Annotated in this window: 29 protein-coding genes and 2 tRNA genes; 15 read left to right on the top strand and 16 right to left on the bottom strand. The window is 67.6% G+C overall.

Translation table 11 applies throughout. The annotated features are described in order from the left end of the window. Window positions 1–33: 33 nt before the first annotated feature. The 4 genes from I1E95_RS03595 to murA form a co-directional block, all read right to left on the bottom strand. Window positions 34–1,287 (bottom strand): folylpolyglutamate synthase/dihydrofolate synthase family protein, encoded by a 1,254-nt coding sequence (locus I1E95_RS03595; RefSeq protein WP_197165541.1) that lies wholly within the window; start codon window positions 1,285–1,287, stop codon window positions 34–36. A 13-nt stretch (window positions 1,288–1,300) separates the two neighbouring features. Then, window positions 1,301–2,488, bottom strand: coding sequence for an aspartate aminotransferase family protein (locus I1E95_RS03590; RefSeq protein ID WP_197167064.1), 1,188 nt, complete (start codon window positions 2,486–2,488; stop codon window positions 1,301–1,303). 80 nt (window positions 2,489–2,568) lie between these two features. Beyond that, window positions 2,569–2,650: transfer RNA gene (locus tag I1E95_RS03585), tRNA-Leu, on the bottom strand. Window positions 2,651–2,681: 31 nt separating this feature from the next. Next, a complete protein-coding gene (gene murA / locus I1E95_RS03580; protein ID WP_197165539.1) occupies window positions 2,682–3,983 on the bottom strand; it encodes a UDP-N-acetylglucosamine 1-carboxyvinyltransferase in 1,302 nt (433 codons plus the stop codon). A 188-nt stretch (window positions 3,984–4,171) separates the two neighbouring features. Between murA and I1E95_RS03575 the strand changes: the two genes are divergently transcribed. The 6 genes from I1E95_RS03575 to I1E95_RS03550 all read left to right on the top strand — a co-directional run bounded on the left by I1E95_RS03575 (window position 4,172) and on the right by I1E95_RS03550 (window position 8,874). Beyond that, window positions 4,172–4,255 (top strand) — tRNA-Leu (locus I1E95_RS03575). A 73-nt stretch (window positions 4,256–4,328) separates the two neighbouring features. Beyond that, window positions 4,329–4,577, top strand: a complete 249-nt coding sequence (locus tag I1E95_RS03570) for a hypothetical protein (protein WP_197165531.1) — start codon at window positions 4,329–4,331, stop codon at window positions 4,575–4,577. Further along, the gene (locus I1E95_RS03565; protein ID WP_231594834.1) at window positions 4,552–5,424 is read left to right on the top strand and encodes an RNA methyltransferase; all 873 of its coding nucleotides are present in this window, start codon (window positions 4,552–4,554) and stop codon (window positions 5,422–5,424) included. The genes I1E95_RS03570 and I1E95_RS03565 overlap by 26 nt, the downstream gene beginning before the upstream one ends. Further along, window positions 5,421–6,869 carry a dihydrolipoyl dehydrogenase gene (lpdA, locus tag I1E95_RS03560; protein WP_197165529.1) on the top strand — a complete coding sequence of 483 codons (1,449 nt, stop codon included), beginning with the start codon at window positions 5,421–5,423 and terminating at the stop codon, window positions 6,867–6,869. Before I1E95_RS03565 ends, lpdA begins: the two co-directional genes overlap by 4 nt. An 84-nt stretch (window positions 6,870–6,953) precedes the next feature. Further along, on the top strand, window positions 6,954–7,838 hold the full coding sequence (trpC, locus tag I1E95_RS03555) for an indole-3-glycerol phosphate synthase TrpC (protein ID WP_197165527.1): 885 nt from the start codon (window positions 6,954–6,956) through the stop codon (window positions 7,836–7,838). Between the two features lie 31 nt (window positions 7,839–7,869). Continuing rightward, on the top strand, window positions 7,870–8,874 hold the full coding sequence (locus tag I1E95_RS03550) for an amidohydrolase family protein (protein WP_197165525.1): 1,005 nt from the start codon (window positions 7,870–7,872) through the stop codon (window positions 8,872–8,874). Between the two features lie 96 nt (window positions 8,875–8,970). Here the strand turns inward: I1E95_RS03550 and rpsD are convergent, their stop codons facing one another. Further along, window positions 8,971–9,579, bottom strand: a complete 609-nt coding sequence (gene rpsD, locus I1E95_RS03545) for a 30S ribosomal protein S4 (RefSeq protein ID WP_094554269.1) — start codon at window positions 9,577–9,579, stop codon at window positions 8,971–8,973. A 73-nt stretch (window positions 9,580–9,652) separates the two neighbouring features. Here rpsD and yidD point away from each other — a divergent pair, with 73 nt between their 5' ends. From yidD to aqpZ, 4 genes are all read left to right on the top strand, one after another. Continuing rightward, entirely contained in the window at window positions 9,653–9,949 is a 297-nt protein-coding gene (yidD, locus tag I1E95_RS03540; protein ID WP_197165519.1) for a membrane protein insertion efficiency factor YidD, read from the top strand. Next, window positions 9,946–10,260, top strand: coding sequence for a glutaredoxin family protein (locus I1E95_RS03535; RefSeq protein ID WP_231594833.1), 315 nt, complete (start codon window positions 9,946–9,948; stop codon window positions 10,258–10,260). Before yidD ends, I1E95_RS03535 begins: the two co-directional genes overlap by 4 nt. A gap of 51 nt (window positions 10,261–10,311) precedes the next feature. Next, the gene (locus I1E95_RS03530; RefSeq protein WP_197165517.1) at window positions 10,312–11,838 is read left to right on the top strand and encodes a UDP-N-acetylmuramoyl-L-alanyl-D-glutamate--2,6-diaminopimelate ligase; all 1,527 of its coding nucleotides are present in this window, start codon (window positions 10,312–10,314) and stop codon (window positions 11,836–11,838) included. A 120-nt stretch (window positions 11,839–11,958) separates the two neighbouring features. Continuing rightward, entirely contained in the window at window positions 11,959–12,681 is a 723-nt protein-coding gene (aqpZ, locus tag I1E95_RS03525; RefSeq protein WP_197165516.1) for an aquaporin Z, read from the top strand. Between the two features lie 4 nt (window positions 12,682–12,685). On the opposite strand, the gene I1E95_RS03520 is transcribed toward aqpZ, so the two are convergent. Beyond that, window positions 12,686–13,861 (bottom strand): aminotransferase class V-fold PLP-dependent enzyme, encoded by a 1,176-nt coding sequence (locus I1E95_RS03520; RefSeq protein ID WP_197167060.1) that lies wholly within the window; start codon window positions 13,859–13,861, stop codon window positions 12,686–12,688. A 139-nt stretch (window positions 13,862–14,000) separates the two neighbouring features. Continuing rightward, a complete protein-coding gene (locus I1E95_RS03515) occupies window positions 14,001–14,171 on the bottom strand; it encodes a hypothetical protein (protein ID WP_197167592.1) in 171 nt (56 codons plus the stop codon). A 122-nt stretch (window positions 14,172–14,293) separates the two neighbouring features. Here I1E95_RS03515 and I1E95_RS03510 point away from each other — a divergent pair, with 122 nt between their 5' ends. From I1E95_RS03510 to I1E95_RS03500, 3 genes are all read left to right on the top strand, one after another. Next, entirely contained in the window at window positions 14,294–14,536 is a 243-nt protein-coding gene (locus tag I1E95_RS03510; RefSeq protein WP_197165514.1) for a hypothetical protein, read from the top strand. Window positions 14,537–14,636: 100 nt separating this feature from the next. Then, window positions 14,637–17,018 carry a phosphoketolase gene (locus tag I1E95_RS03505; RefSeq protein WP_197165513.1) on the top strand — a complete coding sequence of 794 codons (2,382 nt, stop codon included), beginning with the start codon at window positions 14,637–14,639 and terminating at the stop codon, window positions 17,016–17,018. A gap of 2 nt (window positions 17,019–17,020) precedes the next feature. Further along, a complete protein-coding gene (locus tag I1E95_RS03500; RefSeq protein ID WP_197165511.1) occupies window positions 17,021–18,148 on the top strand; it encodes an acetate/propionate family kinase in 1,128 nt (375 codons plus the stop codon). On the opposite strand, the gene I1E95_RS03495 is transcribed toward I1E95_RS03500, so the two are convergent. The 9 genes from I1E95_RS03495 to sppA form a co-directional block, all read right to left on the bottom strand. After that, a complete protein-coding gene (locus tag I1E95_RS03495; RefSeq protein ID WP_197165509.1) occupies window positions 18,093–19,574 on the bottom strand; it encodes an AAA family ATPase in 1,482 nt (493 codons plus the stop codon). The two genes, I1E95_RS03500 and I1E95_RS03495, sit on opposite strands and share 56 nt — an antisense overlap. Further along, window positions 19,571–20,113, bottom strand: coding sequence for a DUF177 domain-containing protein (locus tag I1E95_RS03490; RefSeq protein WP_197165505.1), 543 nt, complete (start codon window positions 20,111–20,113; stop codon window positions 19,571–19,573). The genes I1E95_RS03495 and I1E95_RS03490 overlap by 4 nt, the downstream gene beginning before the upstream one ends. Next, on the bottom strand, window positions 20,113–21,249 hold the full coding sequence (gene yidC / locus I1E95_RS03485) for a membrane protein insertase YidC (protein ID WP_197165504.1): 1,137 nt from the start codon (window positions 21,247–21,249) through the stop codon (window positions 20,113–20,115). The genes I1E95_RS03490 and yidC overlap by 1 nt, the downstream gene beginning before the upstream one ends. A gap of 120 nt (window positions 21,250–21,369) precedes the next feature. Further along, window positions 21,370–21,798 (bottom strand): PH domain-containing protein, encoded by a 429-nt coding sequence (locus tag I1E95_RS03480; RefSeq protein WP_197165503.1) that lies wholly within the window; start codon window positions 21,796–21,798, stop codon window positions 21,370–21,372. Continuing rightward, window positions 21,795–22,184 (bottom strand): ribonuclease P protein component, encoded by a 390-nt coding sequence (locus I1E95_RS03475; protein ID WP_197165502.1) that lies wholly within the window; start codon window positions 22,182–22,184, stop codon window positions 21,795–21,797. Before I1E95_RS03475 ends, I1E95_RS03480 begins: the two co-directional genes overlap by 4 nt. A gap of 25 nt (window positions 22,185–22,209) precedes the next feature. Beyond that, window positions 22,210–22,347, bottom strand: a complete 138-nt coding sequence (rpmH, locus tag I1E95_RS03470) for a 50S ribosomal protein L34 (protein ID WP_006170261.1) — start codon at window positions 22,345–22,347, stop codon at window positions 22,210–22,212. A 53-nt stretch (window positions 22,348–22,400) separates the two neighbouring features. After that, on the bottom strand, window positions 22,401–23,033 hold the full coding sequence (locus I1E95_RS03465) for a DUF2808 domain-containing protein (RefSeq protein WP_197165500.1): 633 nt from the start codon (window positions 23,031–23,033) through the stop codon (window positions 22,401–22,403). A 105-nt stretch (window positions 23,034–23,138) separates the two neighbouring features. Further along, entirely contained in the window at window positions 23,139–23,519 is a 381-nt protein-coding gene (gene aroH, locus I1E95_RS03460) for a chorismate mutase (RefSeq protein ID WP_197165498.1), read from the bottom strand. Beyond that, window positions 23,516–24,328, bottom strand: coding sequence for a signal peptide peptidase SppA (gene sppA / locus I1E95_RS03455; RefSeq protein WP_197165496.1), 813 nt, complete (start codon window positions 24,326–24,328; stop codon window positions 23,516–23,518). Before sppA ends, aroH begins: the two co-directional genes overlap by 4 nt. Window positions 24,329–24,381: 53 nt before the next feature. Between sppA and I1E95_RS03450 the strand changes: the two genes are divergently transcribed. Then, a complete protein-coding gene (locus I1E95_RS03450) occupies window positions 24,382–25,347 on the top strand; it encodes a DMT family transporter (protein WP_197165494.1) in 966 nt (321 codons plus the stop codon). Next, entirely contained in the window at window positions 25,344–26,435 is a 1,092-nt protein-coding gene (locus I1E95_RS03445; protein WP_197165492.1) for a glycosyltransferase, read from the top strand. The genes I1E95_RS03450 and I1E95_RS03445 overlap by 4 nt, the downstream gene beginning before the upstream one ends. Window positions 26,436–26,454 lie beyond the last annotated feature (19 nt).

Below are 26,454 nucleotides of genomic sequence, written 5' to 3'. Positions count from 1 at the left end.
TGCTGCGGGATGCGGCCTCCACTCTCCCCCGGATCACGCCCGTTGCTGGAGGGTGCCTGAAGCGATCAGGTCTCCGATCAGGTAGAGCGATCCCGCCACGACCACCGTCCCTCCCGCGGCACAGGCTGTGGCGGCACTCAGGGCTTCGGCCAGGGAGGCGGTCGCCCCGAGGCGTCCGGCCAGCTCGGGGGCTTCCGCCAGCACCGCCTCCAGGCTCCAGCAGGGATGGTCCGGCACCGGCACCAGCCAGGCCCGATCGGAGGGGGCCAGCAGGGCCCTGACCATCGCCGGCGCGGGCTTGTTCGCCAGCATCCCCAGCACCCAGCAACATCCGCGTCCATTGGCCTCGCCCTGATCCAGTTCCCGGCGCAGGGCTTCGGCTGCCGGCAGGTTGTGGGCCCCATCCAGCAGCATCGGCTGGCTCCGCCAGAGCACCGGTTGCAGCCGCGCCGGCCAGCGCGCTCCCTCAAACCCCTCGACGATGGCCTGGTCGGGGATCGTCCAGCCCAGCTGGCGAAGGGCCTGCACCAGTCCGAGGGCCACGGCGGCGTTGTGGCGCTGGACCAGGCCCGGCAGGCCGCTGCGCCAGCGCAGGTGGCCGGCCACCAGATCCTCCCGGTCCGTGGCGAGCGGGCTGACCCAGCGCAGGCGGCTGCCGCTCTCGAAGGCGCGCTGGCGCAGCACGGAAGCGGCTTCCTCCTGCTGGGGGCCGCTCACCGCCAGGCTGCCGCGGCTGAGGATCCCCGCTTTCTCCGTGGTGATGGCCTCGATGGTGGAGCCGAGCACCTCGGCATGGTCCATGCCGATGGCGGCGAAGCCCAGCACCTGGCGCTCGGGATGGACGGTGGTCGCGTCCAGCCGTCCCCCCAGTCCCACTTCCAGCACCACCAGGTCGAGGCCGGCGTCGGCGAAGGCCTGGAAGGCCGCCAGGGTCACCAGCTCGAAGGGGGTCAGATCGTGGCGCCGGGCCAGGGGCTGCAGATCGCTCAGCAGCCGGCGCAGCTCCTGGGCGGCGATCGGCTGGTCCCCCAGCCGGATCCGCTCGCACCAGCTCACCAGGTGGGGGGAGGTGTAGAGACCGGTGCGCAGGCCACTGGCCTGGAGGGCTGCGTGCACCAGGGTGCAGATCGATCCCTTGCCGTTGGTGCCCGCCACCTGAACCGCCGCGAAACGGCGCTCGGGATGGCCCAGCTCCGCCAGTGCGCGGCGCATCCGCTCGAGACCCAGGTCAACACCCCGGCGGCTGAACGGCTCGATCAGATCGGCGAACGAATCGATGGCTTGCAAAGGCCGCCTCGAGTCAGACCCGTTCGCTGATCGCCAGCAGAGCCTGCTCCAGCAGTGCCACGGCCTGGCGGAGCTGGCGGGGCTGAATCACCAGGGGCGGCACCAGACGCACCACCCTTGGCCCGGCGGGCACCACCAGCAAGCCCTTCTCAATCGCCGACTGCACGATCTGAGGGGCCGTGGGGGCTTCCGGCCTGAGCACCAGGCCCTGGAGCAGTCCCCAGCCGCGCACCCCCTCCAGAAGCTGGGGGTGACGGCCCACCAGCTCAGCCAGCAACTGCTGCAGGAGTTCACCCATGCGTTGCACGTGGGGCACCAGAAGCCGCCGTTCCAGCTCCTGGGCCACCGTGAGGCCGGCCCGGCAGGCCAGGGGGTTGCCCCCGAAGGTGCTGGCGTGGTCACCTGGTCGGAAGTGATCGAAGGCCTGCTTCACCGCCAGGGCACCGATCGGGAAGCCTCCGCCCAGTCCCTTGGCCGTTGTGAAGGCATCGGGTTCAACACCCAGTTTTTCGTAGCCCCAGAGGCAGCCGCTGCGGCCCATGCCGATCTGGACCTCATCGAAGATCAGCAGGATGCGGTGCTCATCGCAGAGCTGGCGCACACGCTGGAAGAAGGCCGGATCACCGGGGTTGACCCCCCCCTCGCCCTGGAGAGGTTCCAGCATCACGGCCGCCACCCGAGCTCCGTCGGCTTCGCTGCGGCTCAGCAGGGCTTCGAAGGCGGCGGTGTCGTTGTAGGGGAAGAAGTGGAATCCCTCCACCATCGGCTCGAAGCCCTGGTGGTATTTGGGCTGACCGGTGGCACTGACGGTTGCCAGAGTGCGGCCATGGAAACTGGCCTGGGCCGTGAGAATCAGCGGGCGTTCAATCCCGCGCACCTGATGGCCATGCTTGCGGGCCAGCTTGATGGCGGCCTCGTTGGCTTCGGCGCCGGAATTGCAGAAGAAGACGCGGTCGGCACAGCTGCGGCTGACGATCCAGCGGGCCAGATCCTCCTGCTCGGGGATCTTGTAAAGGTTGGAGACGTGCTGAAGCCGACCCAGCTGGCGGCTCAGGGCCCGGCGCATCACCCTGTCGCTGTGGCCGAGGGTGCAGGTGGCGATCCCGGCCACGCAATCGAGATATCGGCGCCCCTGCCGGTCACGGACCCAGACCCCCCGTCCTTCGACGAGCTCCAGGGGCAGACGGGCATAGGTGTCCATCACCGCCGAGACCGGGGTGTGAGCCACCTCCAGCGGTGCCTGTGGCTGGGGTGGCGCCTGGCTGGCCCGAGCCACGGGGATGGGAGCGGTGGGACTTGAACCCACATGCCCGAGGGCGCTCGATTTTGAGTCGAGTCCGTCTACCAATTCCGGCACGCTCCCGCAAGGGGAACCTTACTGGGCAAGAGCAGGCTCAGGGCTCCAGGCGCCGGATCGAGGCGCCGACGGCATTGAGCTTGCCTTCGAAATCGGCGTAGCCGCGATCCAGGAACTCCAGCCCCTGAACGGTGGTGATGCCATCGGCGGCCAGGCCGGCCAGCACCATGGCGGCCGAGGCGCGCAGGTCGGTGCCCTGAACAGGGGCACCGCTGAGGCGAGACACACCCTCCACCAGGGCGGTGTTGCCCTGCATGCGGATGTCAGCGCCCATGCGCTGCAGCTCAGCCACGTGCTGGAGGCGGTTCTCGAAGATGTTCTCCACCACCATGCTGGTGCCATGGGCGGTGGCCAGCACGCTCATGAAAGGTGCCTGCAGATCGGTGGGGAAGCCGGGGAAGGGCTGGGTGCGCAGGTCGACAGCCTGAATGTGTTCGGCGCGGAGGGTCATGCCCTCGCCATCGGGAATCAGCTCGCAGCCTGCATCCACGAGTTTGGTGAGCACGGCGCCGAGGTGATCGGTGATCACCGGGGTGACGCGCAGGGCTGAACGGGTGATGGCCGCGGCGAGCAGAAAGGTACCGGCTTCAATGCGGTCGGGGATCACGGCGTAATCGGCCCCGTGCAGGCGATCGACGCCATCGATGACGATCGTGGGAGTGCCTGCGCCCTGGACGCGGCCTCCCATGGCGTTGAGCAGACCGGCCAGATCCACCACCTCAGGCTCGAGCGCCGCGTTCTCGATCACCGTTTCCCCCTGCGCCAGGGCGGCGGCCATCATCAGGGTCTCGGTGGCGCCGACGCTGGGACATTCCAGGTGGATGCGGCCACCGGTGAGGCGCAGGCTGCGGCCCGGAACGGCGGCTGAGACCACTCCATGCTCGATGCTCACCTGGGCACCGAGGGTCTTGAGGCCCTTGACGTGCTCGCTGACCGGCCTGGAGCCGATCTTGCAGCCACCCGGCAGGGGCACTTTGGCCATGCCGAGTCGGGCGAGCAGGGGGCCGATGCAGAAGAAGCTCGCCCGCAGGCTGTTCACCAGTTCATAGGGAGGAGTCGACTGACTGAGATGGCTGGCGTCGAGCTCCACCCAGTCGAGGCCCCGTCTCACGCGCACACCGAGGGCGGTGAGGATCTCTCCCATCCCGGCGATGTCGGTCAGGGGGGGCACGTTGGTCAGTCGCAGGGTGTCGCGGCTGAGCAGGCAGGCCGCCATCAGCACCAGGGCGGAATTCTTGGCACCGCTGACCCGGACCTCACCGGAGAGCCGCCGTCCACCCGTGATCTCCAGCTGGGGGGTGACCAGGGAGGTGGGCGTCGGAGCGACGGTCAGGGTCATGGCGGTCGTGCCGACTTTTGGTTCCGGAATCTTGACAACCAAGCCGGAGACCGTCTAGGCGTCCGCCCAAGGAACTGTCATGGTTGGTTGCAAGTCTGCCTGAACGCCTCGGCCAGGGGTCCGGTCCGTCGCTGGTCGGTGCGGCCCTCCGTGATTTAAGGTTTCACGGTCGCTTCGGCGGCACGCCAGCGGATGTGGCGGAATTGGTAGACGCGCTAGTTTCAGGTACTAGTGGCAGCAATGTCGTGGGAGTTCAAGTCTCCCCATCCGCACTTTCCCTCAGCCCACGCCCTCCTCACCTCCCCTGCAGGGGCCCGTGCCCTCAGCCGTGGTGCAGCCTCACCCATGATTGTCATCAAGATCACGAATTCTTCTGAGGTGGTTGCCAAGAAGATCGGCAAGTTTCTCGAGAGCCTCACTCCCGATGGCATGGATGAATCCACCATCGAAGACATCGTGGTGAGCCGGCTGGTGGAGAACCTCAGCAGCGAGGGCATCGAGGGTGAGGTGGCTTCGATCCGGGGTGTCGATCTGGAGGAATCCGGGCTCCTGATCAAGGACCCGATGCATGTGCGCCGCCGTCAGTCGTTCTGAGGCCGGCTCAGGCTCCCCCTGGGTGCCCCTGGCGCGTGAGCTGATCACCAGCCGGCGCAATCCGTTGGTTGGACGGTTGCGCACTCTTCACCAGTCCCGTGGTCGCCGGGAGCAGAACCTGCTGCTGCTGGAGGGCACCCATCTGCTGGAAGAGGCCCTGCGCCTGGGCCTGCGGCCCCGCCAGGTGCTGGCCAGCCCGGTCTGGATCGAGCGTCAGCGCTCGCTTCTGGAGGCCCACCCGTGGATGGCCGCGGTGCTGCAACCGGTTGCTCAGCCGGTGCTGGAGGCGGTGGCCACCACCACCCATCCCGATGGAGTGGTGCTGACGCTGCCTTGGCCGGAGCCGCCGGCTGGCGAGGGTGCCGAGTTCGTGCTGGCCCTCGATCGCCTTCAGGATCCAGGCAACCTCGGCACTCTGATGCGCACCGCCCTGGCGGCGGGGGTGGAGGAGCTCTGGCTGGCGGAGGGGGCCGACCCCTTCCAGCCCAAGGTGCTGCGCGCCTCCGCCGGCGCGGCCCTGGCCCTGCCCTGCCGTCGGCTCGAGCAGCTGCTGCCCCGCCTGGAGTCGGCCCGCAGGGGCGGCGCCCAGGTGGTGGCTTCGGTGGTGGCTGGTGGGCTGCCCTACTGGCAGCTCGACTGGACCCGCCCCACGGTGCTGCTGCTCGGCAATGAGGGGGCCGGGCTGGCTCCGGAGTTGCTGGCAGTCAGCAGCCACCAGGTCACCATTCCCCACAGCGGGGCAGTGGAATCGCTGAATGTGGCGGTGGCCGCCGCACCGCTGCTTCTGGAGCGCTGGCGTCAGCTGACGGGGGAGAATGCGGGGCACCAACCGCAGCAGCCCAGGTGAGCGACGCCAGCGCAGCCAGCTTTGACTTCGATCTGATCGTGATCGGTGCCGGTTATGGCGGCTTCGATGCCGCCAAGCATGCCGCCGACCATGGCCTGCGCACGGCGATCGTGGAGTCGCGCGACATGGGCGGCACCTGCGTGAACCGGGGCTGCGTGCCTTCCAAGGCCCTGCTGGCCGCCAGTGGCCGTGTGCGGGAGCTGGCGGACGCCGAGCATCTGCGCGACTTCGGCATCCATGCGGCCCCGGTGCGCTTCGAGCGCCAGAAGATCGCCGACCACGCCAACCAGCTGGTGGCCACGATCCGCTCCAACCTCACCAAGACCCTCGAGCGCGCGGGGGCCACGATCCTGCGGGGCAAGGGGCGGCTCGAGGGCCCGCAGCGGGTGGCGGTGCGCGAAGCCAGCGGCATCGAGCGGGTGTACTCCGCCCGTGACGTGATCATCGCCACCGGCTCCGATCCCTTCGTGCCGCCCGGCATCGAAACCGACGGCCGCACCGTCTTCACCAGCGACGAGGCCATCAGTCTGGAGTGGCTGCCCCGCTGGATCGCGATCATCGGCAGTGGCTACATCGGTCTGGAATTCGCCGACGTCTACACGGCCCTGGGCTGTGAGGTCACGATGATCGAAGCCCTCGACCGGGTGATGCCGACCTTCGATCCCGACATCGCCAAGATCGCCGCGCGCAAGCTCATCGACGGCCGCGACATCGACGCCCGCTCCGGGGTTCTGGCCAAGACGGTGACCCCGGGATCGCCGGTGCGGATCGAGCTGGTGGAGATGGCCAGCCGCGAGCCCGTGGAGACCCTGGAGGTGGATGCCGTGCTGGTGGCCACCGGCCGGGTGCCCGTGAGCAAGGACCTCAACCTGGAGAGCGTCGGTGTGACCACCAACCGCGGCTTCATTCCGGTGGACGAGGCCATGCGCGTGCTGGTGGATGGCGAGCCCCTGCCGCATCTCTGGGCCGTGGGCGATGTGACCGGCAAGATGATGCTGGCCCACACCGCCGCCGCCCAGGGGAGCGTGGCCGTGGACAACATCCTGGGTCATCAGCGCCTGATCGATTACCGCTCGATCCCGGCGGCCACCTTCACCCATCCCGAGATCAGTTCCGTTGGCCTGAGCGAAGTCGAGGCCAGGGAGCTGGCGGCGGCGGATGGTTTCGAGCTGGGCCTGGTGCGCAGTTACTTCAAGGCCAACTCCAAGGCGCTGGCGGAACTCGAAAGCGACGGCCTGATGAAACTCCTGTTCAACCGCAGCAGCGGCGAGGTGCTGGGGGCCCACATCTACGGACTGCATGCCGCCGATCTGATCCAGGAGATCGCCAATGCCGTGGCCCGGCGCCAGAGCGTGCGCGAGCTGGCCAACGAGGTGCACACCCACCCAACCCTGAGTGAAGTGGTGGAGGTGGCCTACAAGCAGGCGGCCGCGGCACTGGTCTGATCCTTCGCCCGCCGCCGGCATGTCCGATTGGCCCGGCGCGCAGCGCTCCTACGATCGTGGTCCGTGTTCCGCTGCCACCAGCCCTTGGAGATCCGTCGACGCCCCCCCAATCCCCCCGTGCGGGTGGCCCACCTGCAGTACGGCATCCCTCACGACGAGGCGGCCCCCCGTCACATTCTCGAGGAGATCCTCTGGGAGAAGGACCGGGACATCACGGCGTCGCGCGAGAGGGTGCCCCTGGAGAAGCTCAAGCAGCAGGTGGCCGAACTCCCCCCCTGCCGCGACTTCGTGGCGGCCCTGCGCGCCAGCTGCCGCAAGCCGGCCGTGATCGCCGAAGTGAAGAAAGCCAGCCCGAGCAAAGGGGTGATCCGCGCGGATTTCGACCCCGTGAGCATCGCCCGTGGCTACCGGGCCGGCGGGGCCAGCTGTCTGTCGGTGCTCACCGACAAGGCCTTTTTCCAGGGGGGTTTCGAGGTGCTGGTGGAGGTGCGTCAGTCCGTCGACCTGCCCCTGCTCTGCAAGGACTTCATCCTCACGCCCTATCAGCTGTATCAGGCCCGTGCCGCCGGGGCCGATGCCGCCCTGCTGATCGCCGCCATCCTCTCTGACCAGGACCTCACCTACCTGCTCAAGGTGGCCCACAACCTGGGGCTGGCGGTGCTGCTGGAAGTGCATGACGCCGGCGAGATGGAGCGGGCGCTGGCGCTTGAGGGCGTCGACCTGATCGGCATCAACAACCGTGACCTCACCAGCTTCCACACCGACCTGGCCACCACCGAGGAGTTGATGGCCCGCTACGGCGAGCGTCTGCGCTCCAATGGTGCCCTGCTGGTGAGCGAGTCGGGGCTGGCCAGTCGGGATGATCTCGACCGGGTGATGGGCGCCGGCGCCGATGCCGTGCTGGTGGGCGAGGCCCTGATGCGCGAAGCCGACGTGACAGCCGCCCTCGAGAATCTGATCGATGGCTGATGCTGGCTGAGCTGATTCCTGTTGAATAGGTATGACCATTACCCATGGTCCTTCCGACGCCATCCACTCCATGCCAGGGATTGTCAACAAAATTGCTTTAGAGGAACATTTCAGCGCCCCTGGCCTCGAACCATCGATTAACGAGGTGAGTTTTTTTGATCCTGAAGTTTTTCCCATTATTGAGGCCGCTTTGCCGGAGATTGCAGAGCATCGCCTTCTCGCCATGGATCGGGCTGGCATCTCCATTGCTGTGCTGTCCCAGACGCTGCCGGGTGTCCAATCGATGGGAGATGTAGCCCTTGCGGTGGATCTTGCCCGCCGCGGGAATGATTTTCTGCACACACGCATTGCGCTAGCCCCTGAGAGGTTCCGCGGCTTCGCCTGTTTGGCCTTACAGGATGTTGATGCCGCTTGCAACGAGCTCAAGCGTTGTGTCCTGGAGTTGGGGTTTCTGGGAGTGCTCGTGAATGGCGCCACTGATGGAGTTTATCTCGACGAGCCGCATTTCTCTCAATTCTGGCATACGCTTGAGCAACTTGATGTCCCCCTTTACTTGCATCCAGGCCTGGTGAAAGGACAGGTCGAGGCTTTCCGAGGATATCCCGAGTTGGAGAGCGCTCTATGGGGTTGGACCTGTGACACGGCCACCCACATTCTCCGACTGGTGTTTAGCGAGGTGTTTGATCGACACCCTCGGGCGAGGCTGATTCTCGGCCACATGGGCGAAACCCTCCCGTTCATGCTCTGGCGGCTGGACAGCCGGGCCGGGGTGACGACAATCGGGCGCTCCCTGAGTCGCCCTCCATCAGAGACGATCAAGAAGCATGTCACTGTGACAACATCCGGAGTTTGTGCTGATGCACCTCTTCGATGTGCGCTGGAAGCGATGGGGGATGACGCAGTGATGTTTTCCACTGATTATCCCTATGAAGACATACAGCTGGCTGCTGACTGGATCGATAACGCTGACATTTCCGAAGACCAGCGGATCAAGGTGTGCCGCACCAATGCTCAGCGTGTCCTGGGTCTGGGATGAGCAGTCGACGTCTGAAGCAGCTGACACGCCATCGCTACAAAAAAAGCCCCTGCGCAGGGCAGGGGCCGTTTGAGAAAACGAGGCTGTGAACGTGCCTCAGACCTTGCGGCTGTAGAACTCAACCACCAGCAGTTCGTTGATCTCGAGGGCCACCCACTCGCGCTCGATCCGGCCGTTCACCTTGGCGGTGAACTTGTTCTTGTCGAGTTCGAGGTTGGGGGGGATGTTGGCCAGACCCGGGAATTCCAGGTTGCCCTCGGCGAGCTGGCGGCTGGCCTTGCGTTCGCGAACGACGATCACGTCGCCGGCACGGCACTGGTAGCTGGGCACATCGACCACGCGGCCGTTGACGGTGATGTGGCCGTGGTTCACCAGCTGACGGGCACCGGGCACGGTGGGGCCGAAGCCGAGGCGGAAGCAGATGTTGTCGAGGCGGTTCTCCAGCAGCTTCAGCAGGTTGGTTCCGGTGGAACCCTCCTGGGCGCGCGCTTTCTTCACGTAGCGCACGAGCTGGCGCTCGGAGATGCCGTAGTTGAAGCGAAGCTTCTGCTTCTCTTCGAGGCGGATGGCGTATTCGGAGCGCTTGCGACGGGCTTGGCCGTGCTGACCGGGGGGATAAGCCCGCTTGGCGGACTTACGGGTGAGACCGGGAAGGTCTCCCAAGCGCCGCGTCACCCTCAGACGAGGACCGCGGTAGCGAGACATGCAGACAGGAACAGAGGACGGGGTTCTGGAACGAAGCGCGCAGGCTGGCCGTGGGCCAGGCCTTCCGGGGAGCATGCTGGAGGCATCCTCCAGGCACCCGGTCGTGCAACGCCAGTTGTCGATCTTATCCGTTGGCTTCTCCAGCCTCAGCCGGGCCCTGCAGCTCGCCCTGCTCGCCCTGATCGCTGGCTACCGCCGCTGGCTCTCCCCCCTGCTGGGTCCACGCTGCCGGTTCATTCCCAGCTGCAGCGCCTATGGCCTCGAGGCGATCCAGCGCCATGGCCCCTGGCGGGGTGGCTGGCTCACGCTGAGGCGCCTCCTGCGCTGCCACCCCTTCACACCCTGCGGATGCGATCCGGTGCCCGAGTGAATCAGCCGACTCAGCCCGCCCCCCCCCTGCCAGCACTGCTCCTCTACAGCCGTGATGGCTGTTGCCTGTGCGAGGGCCTCGAGGAACGTCTGCGGGCCCTGGTGCCGCCGCCGCGGTTGCAGGTGGTGAATGTGGATCACGATCCCGACCTTCAGGCCCGTTACGGGCTGGAGGTGCCGCTGCTGGCGGTGGTGAGGCAGGGGCACGCGCAGCTGTTGCCACGGGTCGGGCCACGGCTGGGGGGTGATGGCCTCCAGCGCTGGCTGCGGAAGTGTCTGGCCGAGCTGCCCGGCCCGCCTCCAAACGCTTAAAACAGCCCGAACTCCTCAGCACCAGCCCCCGCCCCTGGGGGTGACCTCCCGATGCCACAGCTGCTTCATTCCCTTCTGCAGGACTGTGCTGTGGCGATTCCCGCCCAGCTGCCCGATGCCGTGGTCACCGGCCTGAGCTGCGATTCACGCCGCGTGGCCGCCGGCACCCTCTTCATCGGTCTGCCAGGCAGTCAGGTCGATGGGGGCAGTTTCTGGCCCGCCGCCCTGGAGCGGGGGGCGGCGGCGGCGGTGATCGGGCCGGCGGCAGCGGCCCAGCGTCCGCCAGGGCCGGACGATCCGGTGCTGGTGCTGGAAGAGCCGGTGGCGGAATGGGCCGGACGGCTGGCGGCCTCGTTCTGGCACGACCCCAGCCGGCACCTGGCCCTGATCGGCGTGACCGGCACGAATGGCAAGACCACGACCACGCACCTGATCGAGCACCTCGGCGCCGCCTGTGGCCGGTCCACGGCCCTGTTCGGCACCCTGATCAACCGCTGGCCCGGATACAGCGTCACGGCTTCTCACACCACAGCCTTCGCCGATGTGCTGCAGGGGCAGCTGGCCCGGGCGGTGGAGGCCGGAGCTCAGCTGGCGGCCATGGAGGTGAGCTCCCACGCCCTCGACCAGCGCCGGGTGGCCGGCTGCCACTTCGCCGGGGCGGTGTTCACCAACCTCACCCAGGACCACCTCGATTACCACCCCTCGATGGAGGCCTACTTCGAGGCGAAGGCACGACTGTTCTCAACGGACCTGCTGGATGGTTCCGCCGTGGTCAACATCGACGATCCCTGGGGCGCCCGGCTGGCCGAACGCCTCTCTGAATCGCTGGGCGAACGGCTCTGGCGCAGTTCCCTGGTTCCGGCGACCCCCGGAGTGCCCCAGGAGGATCCACCCGAGCTGCGTCTGGACGACCTGATCTTCGCCGCCGATGGGGTGAGCGGCACCCTGATCACGCCTCTGGGGCGCGGAGCGTTCCGTTCCCCCCTGGTGGGCCGCTTCAATCTGATGAACCTGCTGCAGGCGGTGGGGGCGTTGCAGCAGCAGGGCCTGCCGCTGTCCCAGCTGCTGGAGGCCATCCCCAGTTTCCGGGGCGTGCCCGGACGAATGGAGCGGGTGGTGCTCCCAGAGGCCGCTGAGCTGCCGGCGGTGCTGGTCGACTATGCCCACACCCCCGATGGTCTTGAAAATGCGCTGGCGGCCTGCCGGCCTTTTGCCAGGGGTCAGCTGGTCTGCGTGTTCGGCTGCGGCGGCGACCGCGACCGGGGCAAGCGTCCCCAGATGGCCGCGATCGCCGCGCGGCTGGCCGACCGGGTGGTGGTGACCTCCGACAACCCCCGAACCGAGGATCCCCAGCGCATCCTCGACGACGTGGTGGCCGGCATCCCTGCCGGCACCGACCTGACGGTGGAGGTGGATCGGGCTGCCGCGATCGCCGCGGCCGTCGCCGCGGCAGAGCCCGGCGATCTGCTGCTCATCGCCGGCAAGGGCCATGAGGACTACCAGATCCTGGGAACGACCAAGATCCACTTCGACGACCGGGAGGAGGCCGAGAAGGCCCTGCGCTCAAGGCTCGGCTGAGCCGCCCGCGAGTGACAGGAACGTTGACGTCTGCAGCAACACCCGGTCGAAAAATCCCCTGGCCAGTACCTTTGCCCCGTCCGTTAGCGCTTACACCGTTCCATGTCTTCCCCTGTGCCCATGTCGAGGAAGTTCCTCGCTGAGCTGATCGGTACCTTCTGGCTGGTGTTCGGCGGCTGCGGCAGCGCCGTGCTGGCCGCCGCCTTCCCCTACGACCAGGCAGGAGCCAATCCCCTCGGTCTCGGTTTCCTCGGGGTGTCACTGGCCTTCGGCCTCACCCTGCTCACCATGGCCTACGCCATCGGGCACATCTCCGGTTGCCATATCAATCCGGCGGTCACCTTTGGCCTCTGGGCCGGTGGCCGTCATCCCGGCTCGCAGCTGCTTCCCTACATCGCCGCCCAGGTGCTCGGCGGTCTGATCGCTGGTGGCCTTCTTCTCGGCATCGCCAGTGGCCGGCCCGGCTTCGAGCTCACCGGCAGCAACCCCCTGGCCACCAACGGCTTCGGCGCCCACTCTCCTGGTGGCTATGGCCTGCTGCCGGCGCTGATCATCGAGGTGGTGCTCACCTTCATCTTCCTGCTGGTGATCCTGGGTGCCACCCACAAGGATGCGATCAAGGACCTGGCCGGGGTGCCGATCGGCCTGAGCCTGGTGCTGATCCACCTGATCAGCATTCCGGTCACCAACACCTCGGTGAACCCGGCCCGCAGCACCGGCGTGGCTTTCTGGGTGGGTGGTGATGCCGTGGGTCAGCTGTGGCTGTTCTGGCTGGCCCCGATCGCCGGGGCTTTGCTGGCCGGCTGGGTGCAGCGCCACCTGCTCGACAGCCGCAGCGACTGAGCGATCAAAGGCCCCGGCCGGGCGCAGTGAGCTTGGCCAGGGCCTCTAGCAGCCATTCCACTTCCTCGGCCGTGGTGGTGATGTGGGTGCAGGCCCTGAGGCAATACGGATCGTCGAGGGTGCGCAGCCAGACGGCTTGCTCTCCCAGCCGGCGCACCAGATCGGCTGGATCAAGCCCTTCCACGACAAAACTCACCAGCCCCGCCGGCGGCGGCGCTTTGAGCAGGGGCCGAACGCCCGGCAGCTGATACAGGCCGCTCCAGAGCTGCCCACTGCGCTGCCGGATCAGCTCCAGCCGTTGCTGAGGCGCGGCTACGGCATCCAGGAGCTCCAACGCGGTGCGCAGGCCTGCCAGCAGGGGGGTGCAGGACGTGGCTACTTCGAAGCGGCGGGCATCGCTGTGCCAACCCGCTCCGTTGTTGCTTTCGTTGGCCAGGCTGCGCCAGCCTCCCAGGGTGGGTTGCGATTCCGCCAGCAGCCGCTCCGAGAGCGCCACGCCCCCCAGTCCTTCTGGACCGCAGCACCATTTATGGCCGGTGAAGGCGTAGATGTCGGCCACCGCTGCCGCTCCAGGCGCACCGGCCTCAGCCAGCGGCAGGCTCCCCACCGACTGGGCCGCATCCACCAGTAGCCAGGGCTGGCGAGGGTGCGCGCTCAGCCGCTGGGCCACCGCCGTGATCGGCATCAACTGGCCGGTGTTCCAGAGCAGGTGCGAGAGCACCACCAGGCGGGTGCGTGGGGTGAGGGCGCTCTCAAGGGCTTGGAGAACATCGGTGTCGGTGGTATCAGCGTCGTAGCGCAGCTCCTTCACCGCCAGGGTGGAGATCGTGAGCCCCTCGCGGCGGGCGAGCTCACGGCAGGCGGCCACCACGCCCGGATGCTCGCAATCGCTGATCAGCAGTTCATCGCCCGCCTGCCAGGGCAGACCCCAGAGCGGCAGCACGCAACCGCTGGTGACGTTCTCGGTGAGCGCCAGACGGTGGGGCGGAACCCCGCAGAGCGCGGCCAGAGCACTCCGCAAAGTCCCCACCTCCAGCTCCAGCCAGGGCCAGATGTCGGCGGTGAAGGGCCCCAGCTCCTGGATGCACTGCCAGCTGGCGGTGATCGCCTGCAGCGCTGGTGTGGGAAGGGGGCCCTGGCCCCCGTAGTTGAAATAGGTCTTGTTGGCCAGGGCGGGCATCAACTCCCGCAGTTGCTCGGGGCTGAGGGGACTGGCCGCTGGGGCGAGCTCGCTGGTCAAGGCGTTGGGATCAACCATCGCTCGCAGCATGACCACTGGCCGTTTGGAGCGGATGGGCTGCCGGGACAGCGGCGGCCTTTCAGAGCACCTGGCCGACCATCACCGCGGCGAGGGCGGAGAAGAGGGTGATGCCGAGGGCCGTGAGGGGGTTCTGTCCCTGTGCCACCGCAAAGCTGGTGACGACACCGGCACCCAGGCAGGCGACGACGATCTGAGTGGCGGCGGAGGGACGATCCACGTGGACGGGCACGACTGATCGGAACAGTAGGGAGCGCTTTTGGGGGAATCTGGCGGGGCCGAAGCTTTTGTTACGGGGCGTCGGGGTTCTTTACACCGCGACATGGATGCTGGTTCTCAGCTGGCGGCTTCCCGATGGAAATCAACCATCCCAACCAGAAGCCTCTCACTCCAGTGGAGCAGGCCCTGCTTGACGAGTTCCGCGCCAAGTTGCACGAGCGAGTCTTGAGTGTGGGCCTCGCCAGTGACGATGTGCGCCGAATTATCGAGGGCAGGCGTGCCCATCCAGACGCCAGCATGGAGGTGATTCAGGCGGTGCTGGATGAGGCCAGGGCCCTGGTTCCTGGCCGCCGGCTGCTGCGCTTCGACTGGGTGTGACCTTGCCCCCATGGCGGAAGGCGGTGCTTTGGATCGCTGACGGCACTGCTGCGATCTGAGGCGCCGCATAGGCTTAAAGCAGTGAGAGCACCAATCCGTGATGGAACTGGAGCACGAGCTCACGCTGGTGGATATCTGGTGGCGAGCCGCGAATTATCTGGCGGTAGGGATGATCTACCTGCAGGACAATCCCCTGCTGCGTGAACCTCTGCGCAGGGAGCACATCAAGAACCGGCTACTCGGTCACTGGGGCTCCAGCCCTGGCCAGGCCTTCATCTGGGCCCACGCCAATCGGGTGATCCGCCACCACGACCTGGAGATGATCTACCTCTCCGGGCCCGGCCACGGGGCCCCCGGCGTGCTCGGCCCCACCTATCTCGATGGCAGCTACAGCGAGGTCTATCCCGACAAGTCGCAGGACGCCGAGGGAATGCGGCGGTTCTTCAAGCAGTTCTCCTTTCCCGGTCGCATCGGCTCCCACTGCACCCCGGAAACACCGGGCTCGATCCACGAAGGAGGGGAGCTGGGCTATGTGCTCTCGCACGCCTGCGGGGCGGTGTTCGACAACCCGGAGCTGATCGCCCTGGCCTGCGTCGGCGATGGCGAGGCCGAAACCGGCCCCCTGGCCACCTCCTGGCACATCAACAAATTCCTCAACCCGATCAGCGACGGGGCGGTGCTGCCGGTGCTGCACCTCAATGGCTACAAGATCGCCAACCCCACCCTGCTGGCCCGCATCCCCTCCGAGGAGCTGGTCAGCCTGATGCGGGGCTATGGCTGGGAGCCCATCCTGGTGGAGGGGAGCGAACCGGTGGCCATGCACCGGGCCATGGCCGCCGCCATGGACCAGGCGGTGGCCGCCATCCAGCGGGTGCGCCGGGAGTGCCGCGACATCGGCCAGGCCGTGCGGCCGGCCTGGCCGATGATCGTGCTGCGCTCCCCCAAGGGCTGGACCGGTCCCGAGGCACTCCACGGCAGAAAGCTGGAGGGCTTCTGGCGGTCGCACCAGGTGCCCCTTCCGGCACCGAACAAGGACCCCGAGCAACTGGCGATGCTCGAGGCCTGGCTGCGCAGCTACCGCCCCGAGGAGCTGTTCGACGCCGACGGCACCCTCCGCTCCGAGCTTCAGGCGCTCTCCCCCAAGGGGACACGCCGGATGGGCTCCAGCACCCACGCCAACGGCGGCCTGCGGCGGCGGCGCCTGCGGCTGGCACCGATCGAGGACCATGCGGTGCCTGTCGAGGGCCCTGGCCAGAGCGAGCACGAGAACACCGCACCCCTCGGGGCGCTGCTGCGCGACACGATCGCCCGCAACCCCGATTCGCTGCGGGTGTTCGGCCCTGATGAAACCGCCTCCAACCGGCTCCAGGCCATTTATGAGGTGAGCAAGAAGGTGTGGATGGAGCAGCTCCTGCCGGAGGATGCCGACGGCGGTGAGCTGGCCCGCAATGGCCGGGTGGTGGAGATGCTCTCCGAACACACCCTGGTGGGAATGATGGAGGGCTACCTGCTGACTGGGCGCTACGGCTTCTTCCACACCTACGAGGCCTTCGCCCATGTGATCGCCTCGATGTTCAACCAGCACGCCAAATGGCTGGAATCCTGCAACCTGCATGCCAGGTGGCGTGCCCCGATCGGGGCCTGGAACTGCCTGATCTCCTCCACCGTCTGGCGACAGGACCACAACGGCTTCACCCACCAGGATCCCGGCTTCATCGACCTGGCCGGCAACAAGAGCGGTGACGTGGTGCGCGTCTATCTGCCCCCCGACGCCAACTGCCTGCTGGCGGTGGCCGAGGAGGCCCTGCAGGAGACCAACGTCTGCAACATCATCGTGTCCGACAAGCAGAAGCACCTGCAGTACATGACCCTGGAGCAGGCCAGGGCGCATGTCGCCAAGGGGATCAGCATCGTGCGCTGGGCCAGCAATGATGACTGCGGCGCGGAGCCCGACGACCCCGACGTGGTGATGGCCTGTGCCGGCGACATCCCCAGCAAGGAGACGCTCGCCGCCGTCGAGATCCTTCGGCGCGAGATCCCCCACCTGCGGATCCGCGTGCTGAACGTGGTGAAGCTGTTCGCTCTCACCCAGCCCAGCGAGCATCCCCATGGCCTCTCCGACCGTGATTTCGACAGCCTGTTCACCACCAGCCAACCGGTGATCTTCAACTTCCACGGCTACCCGTGGCTGATTCACCGGCTCACCTACCGCCGCACCAACCACCCCAACATCCACGTGCGGGGCTACAAGGAGAAGGGCAACATCAACACGCCCCTGGAGCTGGCGATGAACAACCAGATCGACCGCTTCAACCTGGTGATCGATGTGATCGATCGGGTGCCTGGCCTCGGCTCCCGCGCCGCGCACATCAAGGAGCGGATGAAGGACGCCATCCTCGGCCACCGCCAGTACGCCCACACCCACGGGATGGATTCGCCTGAGGTGACCGACTGGCGCTGGTCGCTTCCCAGCCAGCGCTAGGCATGGACGATCCGGGTTCCCCCGGCGGACGCGGGGGAACGGCGCTGGTCCTGAATGCGGGCAGCTCCAGCATCAAGGCTGGGCTGTTCGCTGCTGATGGCCGTTGCCTGTGGCGTGAGCAACGCCGCTGGCAACCCGCCTCCGGCGCCATGAACGAGGTGCTGGACGACTGGCTGCCCGCGGCCATGGAGTCGCTCGATGGTGAACCGCTGCTGGCGGCTCACCGGGTCGTCCATGGCGGGGAGCACTTCACCGCCCCAACCCCCTTGAGTCCCCCGGTGCTCGTGGCCCTGGAGGCCCTGATCGATCTGGCGCCCCTGCACAACGGACCGGCCCTGGCGGTGATGCGCTGGTTGAGCCGCTGGCGCCCTCAGCTGCCCCAGTGGGCCTGCTTCGACACCGCCTTCCACAGCACCCTGCCGCTGGAAGCCCGCACCTACGCTCTGCCTGAGGCCTGGCGGGAGCTGGGTCTGCGTCGTTTCGGGTTTCACGGTCTCAACCATGAGCACATCAGTGAAACCATCAGCCGCCGCTGGACGGCAGCACCCCAGTCACCGCCCCGGCCGTTGCGGCTGATCAGCTGCCACCTCGGTGCCGGCTGCTCCCTCTGTGCCATCCGGGATGGCCGCAGCGTGGCCACCACCATGGGATACACCCCCCTGGAGGGGTTGGTGATGGCCACCCGCAGCGGCTCGATCGACCCGGGTGTGCTGCTGCAGCTGCTGCGACAGGGGCTGCAGCCCGAGCAGCTCGAGCAGGGGCTCCAGCAGGCCAGTGGACTCCTGGGTCTCTCCGGCGGCCTCAGCTCCGACATGCGCCAGCTGCGGGAGGCTGCCGCTGGAGGCCATGACGGGGCCCGTCTGGCCCTTGCCGTGTTCCGCCACAGCCTGCTGGAGGGCATCGGAGCGATGGCGGCCAACCTGGGTGGCGTGGATGTGATCGCCCTCAGCGGCGGCATCGGTGAGCACGATGAGGCCCTGCTGGCCGATCTGCAGTCGTCCCTGGGCTGGCTCGGGAGCTTCGAGCTGGTGCGGGTTGCGGCTGATGAGGAAGGCCTCATGGCCCGCCGCTGCCTCAGCGCAGGAGGCGGGAGGCTGGACGGGCCCGGCCGCTGCTGGCCCACTGCTTGAGGGCATCGAGCTGCTCCCTGGCCGTGCGCGAGAGGGGCACCAGGTCGCTGGCGGCGGCGATCAGATCCGCTTCGCCGAATTCACGGTGTGCCGCAAAAGCCAGGTGCATCGCCTCCACCACCGTCTGCTCCAGTTCGGCTCCCGAGAATCCGGCTGTGCGGTCCACCACCACATCCAGGGGAATGCGGTGGTCGGGTCGGCGGCGGCGCAGCTGGAGGTCGAGAATCGTGCGCCGCTCGCCGGCATCGGGCAGATCCAGCAGGAAGATCTCATCGAAGCGGCCCTTGCGCATCAGCTCCGGTGGCAGGCTCTCCACCCCGTTGGCCGTGGCCACGACGAACACCGCCGAGCGCTTCTCCGCCATCCAGGTGAGCAGGCTGGCCAGCACCCGCTGGCTGGTGCCGCCATCGCTGCGGCTGTCGCCACCGAAGCCCTTGTCGATTTCATCGATCCAGAGCACGCAGGGGGCCATGGCCTCGGCGCGGCGGATCATGTCGCGGGTGCGGGCCTCGCTGGCGCCGACGAGGCCGGCGAACAGCCGCCCCACATCCAGGCGCAGCAGCGGCATGGCCCAGCTGTGGGCGATCGCCTTGGCGGTGAGTGATTTTCCGGTGCCCTGGGGACCCACCAGCAACACGCCCCGCGGCAGGGGCAGGCCATAGGCGGCGGCCTCATCGCTGAAGGCCAGCCGTCGCTGCTCCAGCCAGTGCTTGAGCGCCTCCAGACCGCCGATGTCGGCGGGACTGGCCTCGGTGGGGCAATACTCCAGCAGTTCGCTGCGGGCGATGGCCTGGCGCTTCTCCTCCAGCACCTCCGCCAGATCAGGCTCCCCCAGCTGGCCACGCCGGGCCAGGGCCCGCGCCGCCACCTGCCGGATGCGCTGTTCACTCAGGCCGCTGCAGCAGTGGGTGAGCTGCTCGAGCACCGCGGGATTCAAGGGGTGGCCGCAGGCCTGGCCGATGCTCTCCAGCAGGGAGCGGATCTCACCGGCATTGGGCAGGGGCAGGTCGAGGATGGTGAGGCACTCCTCGAGCTCCCGCGGCACCTGCCATTCCGGGGCGGTGATCACCAGGGTGCGGGGTTTCTGGCGCAGGCTGGCGGACAGATTGCGCAGCCGGCGGCCGATGCCGGGGTCGTCGCAGTAGCGGTGGAAATCGAGCAGCAGCAGGATCGCCGCCTGATCGGGGGGCAGGCTTTCGATCGCCTCCAGCGCGCCCATCGGATTTCGGGTGGCTTCGCCCTCGCGGTTCGGCAGACCCTGGAGCCCTTCGACGAAATCCCAGCGCAGCAGGGTGCGCTGGCCCAGGCGCTGGGCCGCGCACTGAAGCAGGGTGGCGATGCGCTCCTCCTCGGGGCTGCGGATCCAGATGATCGGGGCCCGGGCCCGGATCAACAGATCAAGCTGATCGGCCCACTCCTCGCTCATCGCCACTGGCGCAGGGCCGACCAACGGGGATCGATGGGGGGCTCGCCCTTACCGGCACTGAAGGAGGCTTCCTCTCCGGCCTCAGGGTGATCCGGCAGCGCCGGTCCTGGACAATCAGGGCCGCAGCGGTTCTGCAGGGGAAGCTGCAGGCTGAGCTGCTCGAACAGCCAACGGGCAGGATCGAAGTCGCCTCGCGGATCGAGGCACTCGATCAGCTCGCTCGCAGCGAGGTCATCGCCCAGCTGATCGGCCTCTCCCAGCCAGAGGCGTTCTTCCCCCCGGAAGTGCAGGGCGTGGTTGTAGTCGCACAGGCAGCGGTCGCAGCAGAGGGTGACGATGGTTTCGGCCTCCCCCTCCACTTCAAGCACCGTCTCGCTGTGGCGGGCGCTCAGCCAGCCTCTCACTGGCGTGAGGCTCTCGAGATCCTGCAGCGGCTGGTCCACGGCCCACAGCCTTGGTTCCTGCAGAACGCGGAGGTCCTGCAGGGGCACGGGCCGCAGCAGAGATGGTTCAGGCAACGGCGAGGGACGCCGCTTCATCACTTCTTGCCCTTGGGCTCGAAGGGCAACCGTTCGGCTCCGCCGCTGCTGGCGGCCACGGCCACGGTCTGCTGGCTGAGTTGCTGATCCAGGATGTCCTGAAGGTTCTCAGGCAGGGCCTCACGGCTGAGCAGGAAGGTCTGCAGGGCCTGGAAGATGTTGGCCACCACCATGTAGAGCAGCACCCCGGCGGGCAGCGGGAAGAACAGGAACATGCCGGTGATCATCACCGGAGTGATCTTGTTGGCCGTCGACTGCTGAGGGTTCGGAGGCATCCCGGCTCCCGAGAGAATCTGGGAGATGAACAGGCTGGCGCCGAAGGCTCCCACCAGGATGGCGATGTCCCAGTTGACCGACCCGTCGGTGTAGAAGCCCACCTGGCCGAGGGCCTTGATGAACAGGAATCCGCTGCGGGCGGCCAGGCCAGGCACCGTGGCTTCCACCGTGGCGTCACCCGGGGCGAGCGCCTCGATCAGCCCTGACTCGCTCACGCGCACCACACCCTCGCCTTTGCTCACGCGCCAGGCTGGGGCGAACTTGTCTCCGTTCTCCACCCCCTCGAGCACGCTGCTGAAGGGCTGGCCATCCTTGGTGTGCAGATTCACCTGGGCGGAGTCGCCGATGCCGAGCTTGGTGCCGGCCTCCAGGCTGGCGACCACAGGAACATGGCTGGTTTCGGTGATGAAGATGGAGTGGCTGGCGCTGTTGAACGGTTTGATCTCCACAGCCGCGATCTGATCGGCCGGCAACACCTTGAGATTGAGGGTGTAGGGCACATCGGCGAAGGGTGAACCGCGCAGGGTGGCGAAGAGGGCGAAGAGGATCGGCATCTGCACCAGCAGCGGCAGACAGCCGGCCAGAGGGCTGCCGAACTCCTTCATCAGCTTGCCCAGTTCCTCCTGCTGCTTCTGGGGGTTGCTGGCGTAACGGCTCTTGATCTCCGCCTGGCGCTTCTGCATCACCGGCTGGGCGATGCGCATCCGCCGGGCACTGCGGATGGAGCCTGCGCTGAGGGGGAAGAGGGCCAGACGGATCACCACGGTCAGGGCGATGATCGCCAGCCCGTAACTCGGCACCAGCCCATAGAAGAAGTCGAGGATGGGCAGCAGCAGGTTGTCGGAGATGTAGCCGATCACAGCGGGGAGGCGGCGGAAGGGTGAGGGTTTGGCACAGTGTGCCCGAGCAGCTGATCAGGATGCAGCCGATGCGGGCAAATCCCGCATGCAGGGCTCAAAACGGTGGCAGATGACCGGAGGTCAGGCACTGGCGGCCTGGGGGTCAGCGAAGCCCTTGTTGTCGGCAGCCACCTTGCCGCCTCCGCGGCGGGCCATCTGCTCGAGGATGTAGGCCTCGGTTTCGCGGAAGCGCGGCACTGAGCGCATCTCAAGTTTGGCACCGTCGTTCAGCACAAGCACCATGTCGCCCCAGGCGCCGAAGCCGCGGGGCACCGAGCGCACCTCCCGAACCTGGCTGTAGACCACCTGAGTGCGGTCGCGGCCCAGCCAGCCTCCGCTGACGGAAATCCGTCGGCTGGTGATGCGGAAGCGCAGCCAGAGGGCCCGCACGATCGCTCCGACGGCGAAGGGAATGCCGATCAGGGTGAGGCCGAAGAGCAGGTTGAACAGCAGATCTCCACGGGCCGGGCCCCCCTCGTAGAACGTGGTTTCGGTCACCTCAACGGTCATGGGCTCAGGCCTGCCTTGCGGAACAGCTCTGAACATTCTCCCAGCAAGGCCTCGGGAGTGGCCTCGAGGCAGCCTGGCTTGAGGCTGAGCAGCACCCACAGTCCGTTGGGATCCGTGGGCCTGTGGCGGCAGTGGGTGCTCATCCAGCCGTGCAGCAGACGCCTGAGCCGGTTGCGCCGTACCGACCGTTTGCTCACCTTGGTGCTCACCACCACGGCACAGCGACAGCCCTGCAGTGGCGCCTGACCCAGAGGAGGACGCAGAAGCGAAGGCTCACCAACCACGGAGCGAAGCACCAGGTAGGTGCCATGAAGGCGGCGGCCCTTTCGATAGAGGTGATCGAAGGCTCTGTCGCCCCGCAGGCGCAGATCCCTGGGAAGGGCCATGGGGAGGGGGATCTCCCTTCAGGACTCAGACGGCCAGGCGAGCGCGGCCGCGGCGGCGGCGGGTGCGGATCACACGGCGGCCGGTGTGGGACCGCATCCGCACACGGAACCCCGACACCCGCTTGCGCTTACGGCTCGTTCCTTCCAGGGTGCGCTTGGTCATGGTGCGTCTCGGCGTCTGGCCTGTTGTCGATCGCTCAACCTAACAGCCAGAGGTCAATCGATACCGGGATCAATCTGGATCAGCCAGCTGCCCAGGTAGCCGCCGAAGGGCACATCACCCGGAGCCTGGGCCAGGGCATTGAACTGGTACATGCCGATGTTGAACGGATTGAAGAGCGACATGTAAACGCCGATGGTGCCATCAACCGGCACGGGACGCTCCGGGAAGATTTCGATCGACTTGCCGTTGGCATTCACTTCGATGACAGCAGGAATCGTTTCCTTGCAGCGGGTGCGGGAGAGCATTCCGCCTTCCTGCATCACGCAGAGCTTGACGTCTTTGGGATCGATTTTGGCATCGAAATTCGAAGGAACGTCAATGGTGAGCTTGAGCATGGCCGTCTTGCGATCCTTCGGCCTGAGAATCAGGTAATACTCCGAGCGCTTCAACCGCGAGGTGTTGGTCATGAAGTAGTAGAGCCTGCGGTAGTCCTTGTTGTTATCCCAGCGGAACTCCAGCAGGCTGGGAGTGCCCTGGGCAAGGCTGACCGCGGGGGCGATCCCGGCGCCGGCGCTCGCGATCACGGCCCCCAGGCCCACGCCCGCGGCAGCCATCAGCAGGCCGGCACGCCTCGGCAGGGTGGCCTTCAGCCGGCGGAGCCGTTGTTGCAGGGTCGGGAGGGTCATGGAAAGCGGATGAGGGTCGGCCAGCGCAGGGCAGGCCCGGGTGTTCTCTGGATTGTCGACCGGCGTCACCGAGGGCAGCCCCGCGGGGGGGCAGCGTCGCAGCTGTCAGTTGTGACCGGATCTGTCCGGTCGGAGCCGAGCCGCCCCCCGCAGGTAAGGGTGCAGGGGGGGACGGCCTGGCTCCATCCAGGCGTGAGCCAGCAGACGGATGCAGCGGGGAAGGTCACCGGCCACGGCCATCTGCTGACAGTCCAGCAGGGCGACGCCATCCCAGCCGGGCTGCCGCCGGGCGACGGCCGCAGGGAAGCCGGCATTGAGATCGGCGGTGACCGAAAAGGTCACCGACAGAACCCATGCTCCGGTCAGGCCGTTGCCGTCGATCAGGCTGGCGAGCAGTTCGCTCACGGCCTCTTCGATGGCGGCCGCGGTGTTGGCCGTGGCGGTGGTGGCGCCCCGCAGCGCCCGCAGCTCCCTGGTCTCGCTCATGGCCGCCAGAGCCACAGGGGTTGACCACACCAGGCCAGCTCCAGGCTGAGGGCCTGCTGCAGGCCGCCCAGCAGGTTGCGTCCGGGGATCAGGCCCGCCAGGCGTTTCTGGGGCTTGCCGAAGATCACCGGCTGGGTCTTCGCCTCATCCAGACCGGCCAGCCGTGCCGCCAGCCGTCGGGCATGCTCTTCGTCGCCGAGTTCATCGATCAGACCCAGGGCGATGGCCTGGGCACCGCTGAACACCCGTCCGTCAGCGAAGCCGCGCACCTCGGCCTCGCTCAGACCGCGGCCCGTGGCCACCGCCTCGACGAATTGTCCGTAGCTGGAGTCGATCAGCCCCTGCAGAAGCTCCCGCTCATCAGCGGTCAGGGCCCGATCCGGAGAGAGGATGTCCTTGTAGAGACCGCTCTTGACGGTCTCGAAACTGATGCCGATGCGCTCCAGCAGCTTCGAGATGTTGTTGCCGCGCAGGATCACGCCGATCGAGCCCGTGATCGTGCCGGGGTTGGCCACGATCTTCTCCGCCGCCACCCCCACATACACGCCTCCGGAGGCGGAGATGTTGCCGAAGCTGGCCACCACGCGGCAGCCCTTGCTGCGCAGGCGGCCAATGGCCGCATGGATCTCCTGGCTGTCGCCCACCGTGCCGCCGGGGCTGTCGATGCGCAGCAGCAGCGCCGGGAATTCCCTCTCCTCCACCTGACGGAGGGCCTTGACCACCCGCTCCCGGGTCGGGCCGGAGATCGCCCCCTCGATCGCGATCTTCGCCATGCTCTTGCGGGACTTGCGGCGCCAGGGCCAGGGCATGCGATGCAGATCGGATTCGCTGGATCTTAAAAAGGTCACCGTCGACCGCTTCGATGACACCTGCGCTGCGTTGGCTGCTGATGCTGCTGCCCTTCGCCCTCTGGGGTACGGCGATGGCGGCGATGAAACCCCTGCTCGAGACGGCCGGCCCGCTCACGATCGCCTGGATGCGCCTGCTGCCGGCAGCCCTGGCGGTTCTGGTGGTGGCACGGCTGCAGGGGCGTTCCCTGGCGGTGGCCCCCTCCGATCGCCCCTGGCTGCTGGCCTTCGCCCTGGTGGACGGCACCCTCTTCCAGGGGCTGCTGGCCCGGGGGCTGGAGAGCACCGGTGCCGGTCTGGGCTCGGTGCTGATCGATTCCCAGCCCCTGCTGGTGGCGCTGCTGGCCCGCAGCCTCTTCGGGGAGGCCATCAATCCGGTGGGCTGGTCGGGTCTGCTGCTGGGCCTGGCCGGCATCGCCTGCCTGGGTCTGCCTGCGCCGCTGCTGCGGCACTGGTGGCTGGATGGACCGGAGGCCCTGGGGCTTCATCCCTGGAGCCATGGAGAGACCTGGATGCTGGGGGCGGCGGTGGCCATGGCGGTGGGCACCGTGCTCTGCCGATACGCCAGCCGTGCCAGTGATCCGGTGGCCGTCACCGGCTGGCACATGCTGATCGGAGGAGTGCCCCTGCTGATCGGTTCGCTGGGGGTCACCAGGGTGAATGCCGCCGCCTTGCCCTTCTGGCCGGCCTGGAGCCCCCTGGAGTGGGGGCTGATGGCCTATGCCAGCCTGCTGGGCAGCGCCCTGGCCTACGGCCTGTTCTTCTGGTTCGCCAGCCGCGGCGATCTCACCGGCTTCACCGCGCTGACCTTCCTGACCCCCGTGTTCGCTCTGCTCTGCGGCCTCTTGCTGCTGGAGGAACGGTTGCGGCCGCTGCAGTGGTTCGGCTCCGTGCTGGCGCTCGGCTCGGTGCTCCTGATCAACCAGCGCCACCGCCTCTGGCGCCCGGCTCTGCCCGAACCGCCCGGCTTGTCGCCATGACGCCCCCCTGGCGCCTGCTCGTGGTGAGCACGCCGGTGGGAACACTCGGCTCCGGTGGCGGCGGCGGCGTGGAGCTCACCCTCGAGAGCCTGGTGGCCGGACTGCTTGGCCGCGGCCATCAGCTCACGGTGCTGGCCGGAGAGGGGTCGCGGCTCTCCAGGGGGTGCCAGGCCGCCCGACTCTGGACGGTTGCGGGTGTCGATCAACCCAGCTGGCAGCACCAGCATCGGGATGCTCCCGTGCAGATTCCCGCTGCCGGGCTGCTTCCGGCCCTCTGGCAGCAGGTGCGGGCCCGCCATGCGGAGTTCGACGTGGTGCTGAACCTGGCCTACGACTGGCTGCCCTTCTGGCTCACACCCTGGCTGCCGACGCCGCTGTTTCACCTGGTGAGCATGGGCTCGGTGGCGACGGTGATGGATGAGGTGATCGAGGCGGTGGCCCGAAGCGATCATCGCCGCCTGGCCTTTCACACCAGAGCCCAGGCCGGTGATTTCCGCCTGCCCGCCCCGCCTCTGGTGGTGGGCAATGGCTTCGACCTGTCCGCTTACAGCTTTCGCGAGCGGCCGGATCCGGAGCCCCTCCTGGGCTGGGCCGGCCGCATCGCGCCGGAGAAGGGTCTGGAGGACGCTGCGGCTGTGGCGGCCAGCCTGGGTGAGCGTCTGCTGGTCTGGGGGGTGCGTGAAGACCCGGCCTATGCCGCCGCTGTGGAGGCTTCCGTCCCCCCCGGCACCATCGAATGGCGTGGCTTCCTGCCCACCGCTGCGCTGCAGCTGGAGCTGGGTCGCTGCCGGCTGCTGCTGAACACGCCCAAGTGGAACGAGGCCTTCGGGAACGTGGTGGTCGAGGCGATGGCCTGCGGCGTGCCCGTGGCGGCCTATGCCCGGGGCGGCCCCGGCGAACTGATCGTGCCGGGAGTCACCGGGCTGCTGGTGCCCCCCGACGACGTGGCGGCCCTGACTCAGGCGGCCCGGAGCGCTGCCGGGCTGGAGCGCTCCGCCTGCCGCCGCTGGGTGGAGCGCCACGCCTCCAGGGAGGCCTTCGCCGAGCGGATCGAGACCTGGATCCAGGAGGGCCTGCCCCCGGCCTAGGTTCGCTGCGATCCAGGCT

The sequence above is a fragment of the Synechococcus sp. CBW1107 genome (genome assembly GCF_015841355.1).
Lineage (GTDB): Bacteria > Cyanobacteriota > Cyanobacteriia > PCC-6307 > Cyanobiaceae > Regnicoccus_A.
This window is presented reverse-complemented; position numbering and strand designations above follow the sequence as displayed.

Coding starts and splice junctions, on each gene's coding strand:
- aroH (WP_197165498.1), bottom strand. CDS start 23,519: ATGAGCGAGACCAGGGAGCTGCGGGCGCTGCGGGGCGCCACCACCGCC.
- I1E95_RS03475 (WP_197165502.1), bottom strand. CDS start 22,184: ATGGCCCTTCCCAGGGATCTGCGCCTGCGGGGCGACAGAGCCTTCGAT.
- I1E95_RS03565 (WP_231594834.1), top strand. CDS start 4,552: ATGTGCGCCGCCGTCAGTCGTTCTGAGGCCGGCTCAGGCTCCCCCTGG.
- I1E95_RS03480 (WP_197165503.1), bottom strand. CDS start 21,798: ATGACCGTTGAGGTGACCGAAACCACGTTCTACGAGGGGGGCCCGGCC.
- I1E95_RS03505 (WP_197165513.1), top strand. CDS start 14,637: ATGGAACTGGAGCACGAGCTCACGCTGGTGGATATCTGGTGGCGAGCC.
- I1E95_RS03510 (WP_197165514.1), top strand. CDS start 14,294: ATGGAAATCAACCATCCCAACCAGAAGCCTCTCACTCCAGTGGAGCAG.
- murA (WP_197165539.1), bottom strand. CDS start 3,983: ATGACCCTGACCGTCGCTCCGACGCCCACCTCCCTGGTCACCCCCCAG.
- I1E95_RS03590 (WP_197167064.1), bottom strand. CDS start 2,488: ATGGACACCTATGCCCGTCTGCCCCTGGAGCTCGTCGAAGGACGGGGG.
- I1E95_RS03570 (WP_197165531.1), top strand. CDS start 4,329: ATGATTGTCATCAAGATCACGAATTCTTCTGAGGTGGTTGCCAAGAAG.
- I1E95_RS03530 (WP_197165517.1), top strand. CDS start 10,312: ATGCCACAGCTGCTTCATTCCCTTCTGCAGGACTGTGCTGTGGCGATT.
- rpmH (WP_006170261.1), bottom strand. CDS start 22,347: ATGACCAAGCGCACCCTGGAAGGAACGAGCCGTAAGCGCAAGCGGGTG.
- yidD (WP_197165519.1), top strand. CDS start 9,653: ATGCTGGAGGCATCCTCCAGGCACCCGGTCGTGCAACGCCAGTTGTCG.
- I1E95_RS03450 (WP_197165494.1), top strand. CDS start 24,382: ATGACACCTGCGCTGCGTTGGCTGCTGATGCTGCTGCCCTTCGCCCTC.
- sppA (WP_197165496.1), bottom strand. CDS start 24,328: ATGCCCTGGCCCTGGCGCCGCAAGTCCCGCAAGAGCATGGCGAAGATC.
- I1E95_RS03465 (WP_197165500.1), bottom strand. CDS start 23,033: ATGACCCTCCCGACCCTGCAACAACGGCTCCGCCGGCTGAAGGCCACC.
- rpsD (WP_094554269.1), bottom strand. CDS start 9,579: ATGTCTCGCTACCGCGGTCCTCGTCTGAGGGTGACGCGGCGCTTGGGA.
- aqpZ (WP_197165516.1), top strand. CDS start 11,959: ATGTCGAGGAAGTTCCTCGCTGAGCTGATCGGTACCTTCTGGCTGGTG.
- I1E95_RS03520 (WP_197167060.1), bottom strand. CDS start 13,861: ATGCCCGCCCTGGCCAACAAGACCTATTTCAACTACGGGGGCCAGGGC.
- I1E95_RS03500 (WP_197165511.1), top strand. CDS start 17,021: ATGGACGATCCGGGTTCCCCCGGCGGACGCGGGGGAACGGCGCTGGTC.
- I1E95_RS03490 (WP_197165505.1), bottom strand. CDS start 20,113: ATGAAGCGGCGTCCCTCGCCGTTGCCTGAACCATCTCTGCTGCGGCCC.
- I1E95_RS03550 (WP_197165525.1), top strand. CDS start 7,870: ATGACCATTACCCATGGTCCTTCCGACGCCATCCACTCCATGCCAGGG.
- I1E95_RS03445 (WP_197165492.1), top strand. CDS start 25,344: ATGACGCCCCCCTGGCGCCTGCTCGTGGTGAGCACGCCGGTGGGAACA.
- I1E95_RS03495 (WP_197165509.1), bottom strand. CDS start 19,574: ATGAGCGAGGAGTGGGCCGATCAGCTTGATCTGTTGATCCGGGCCCGG.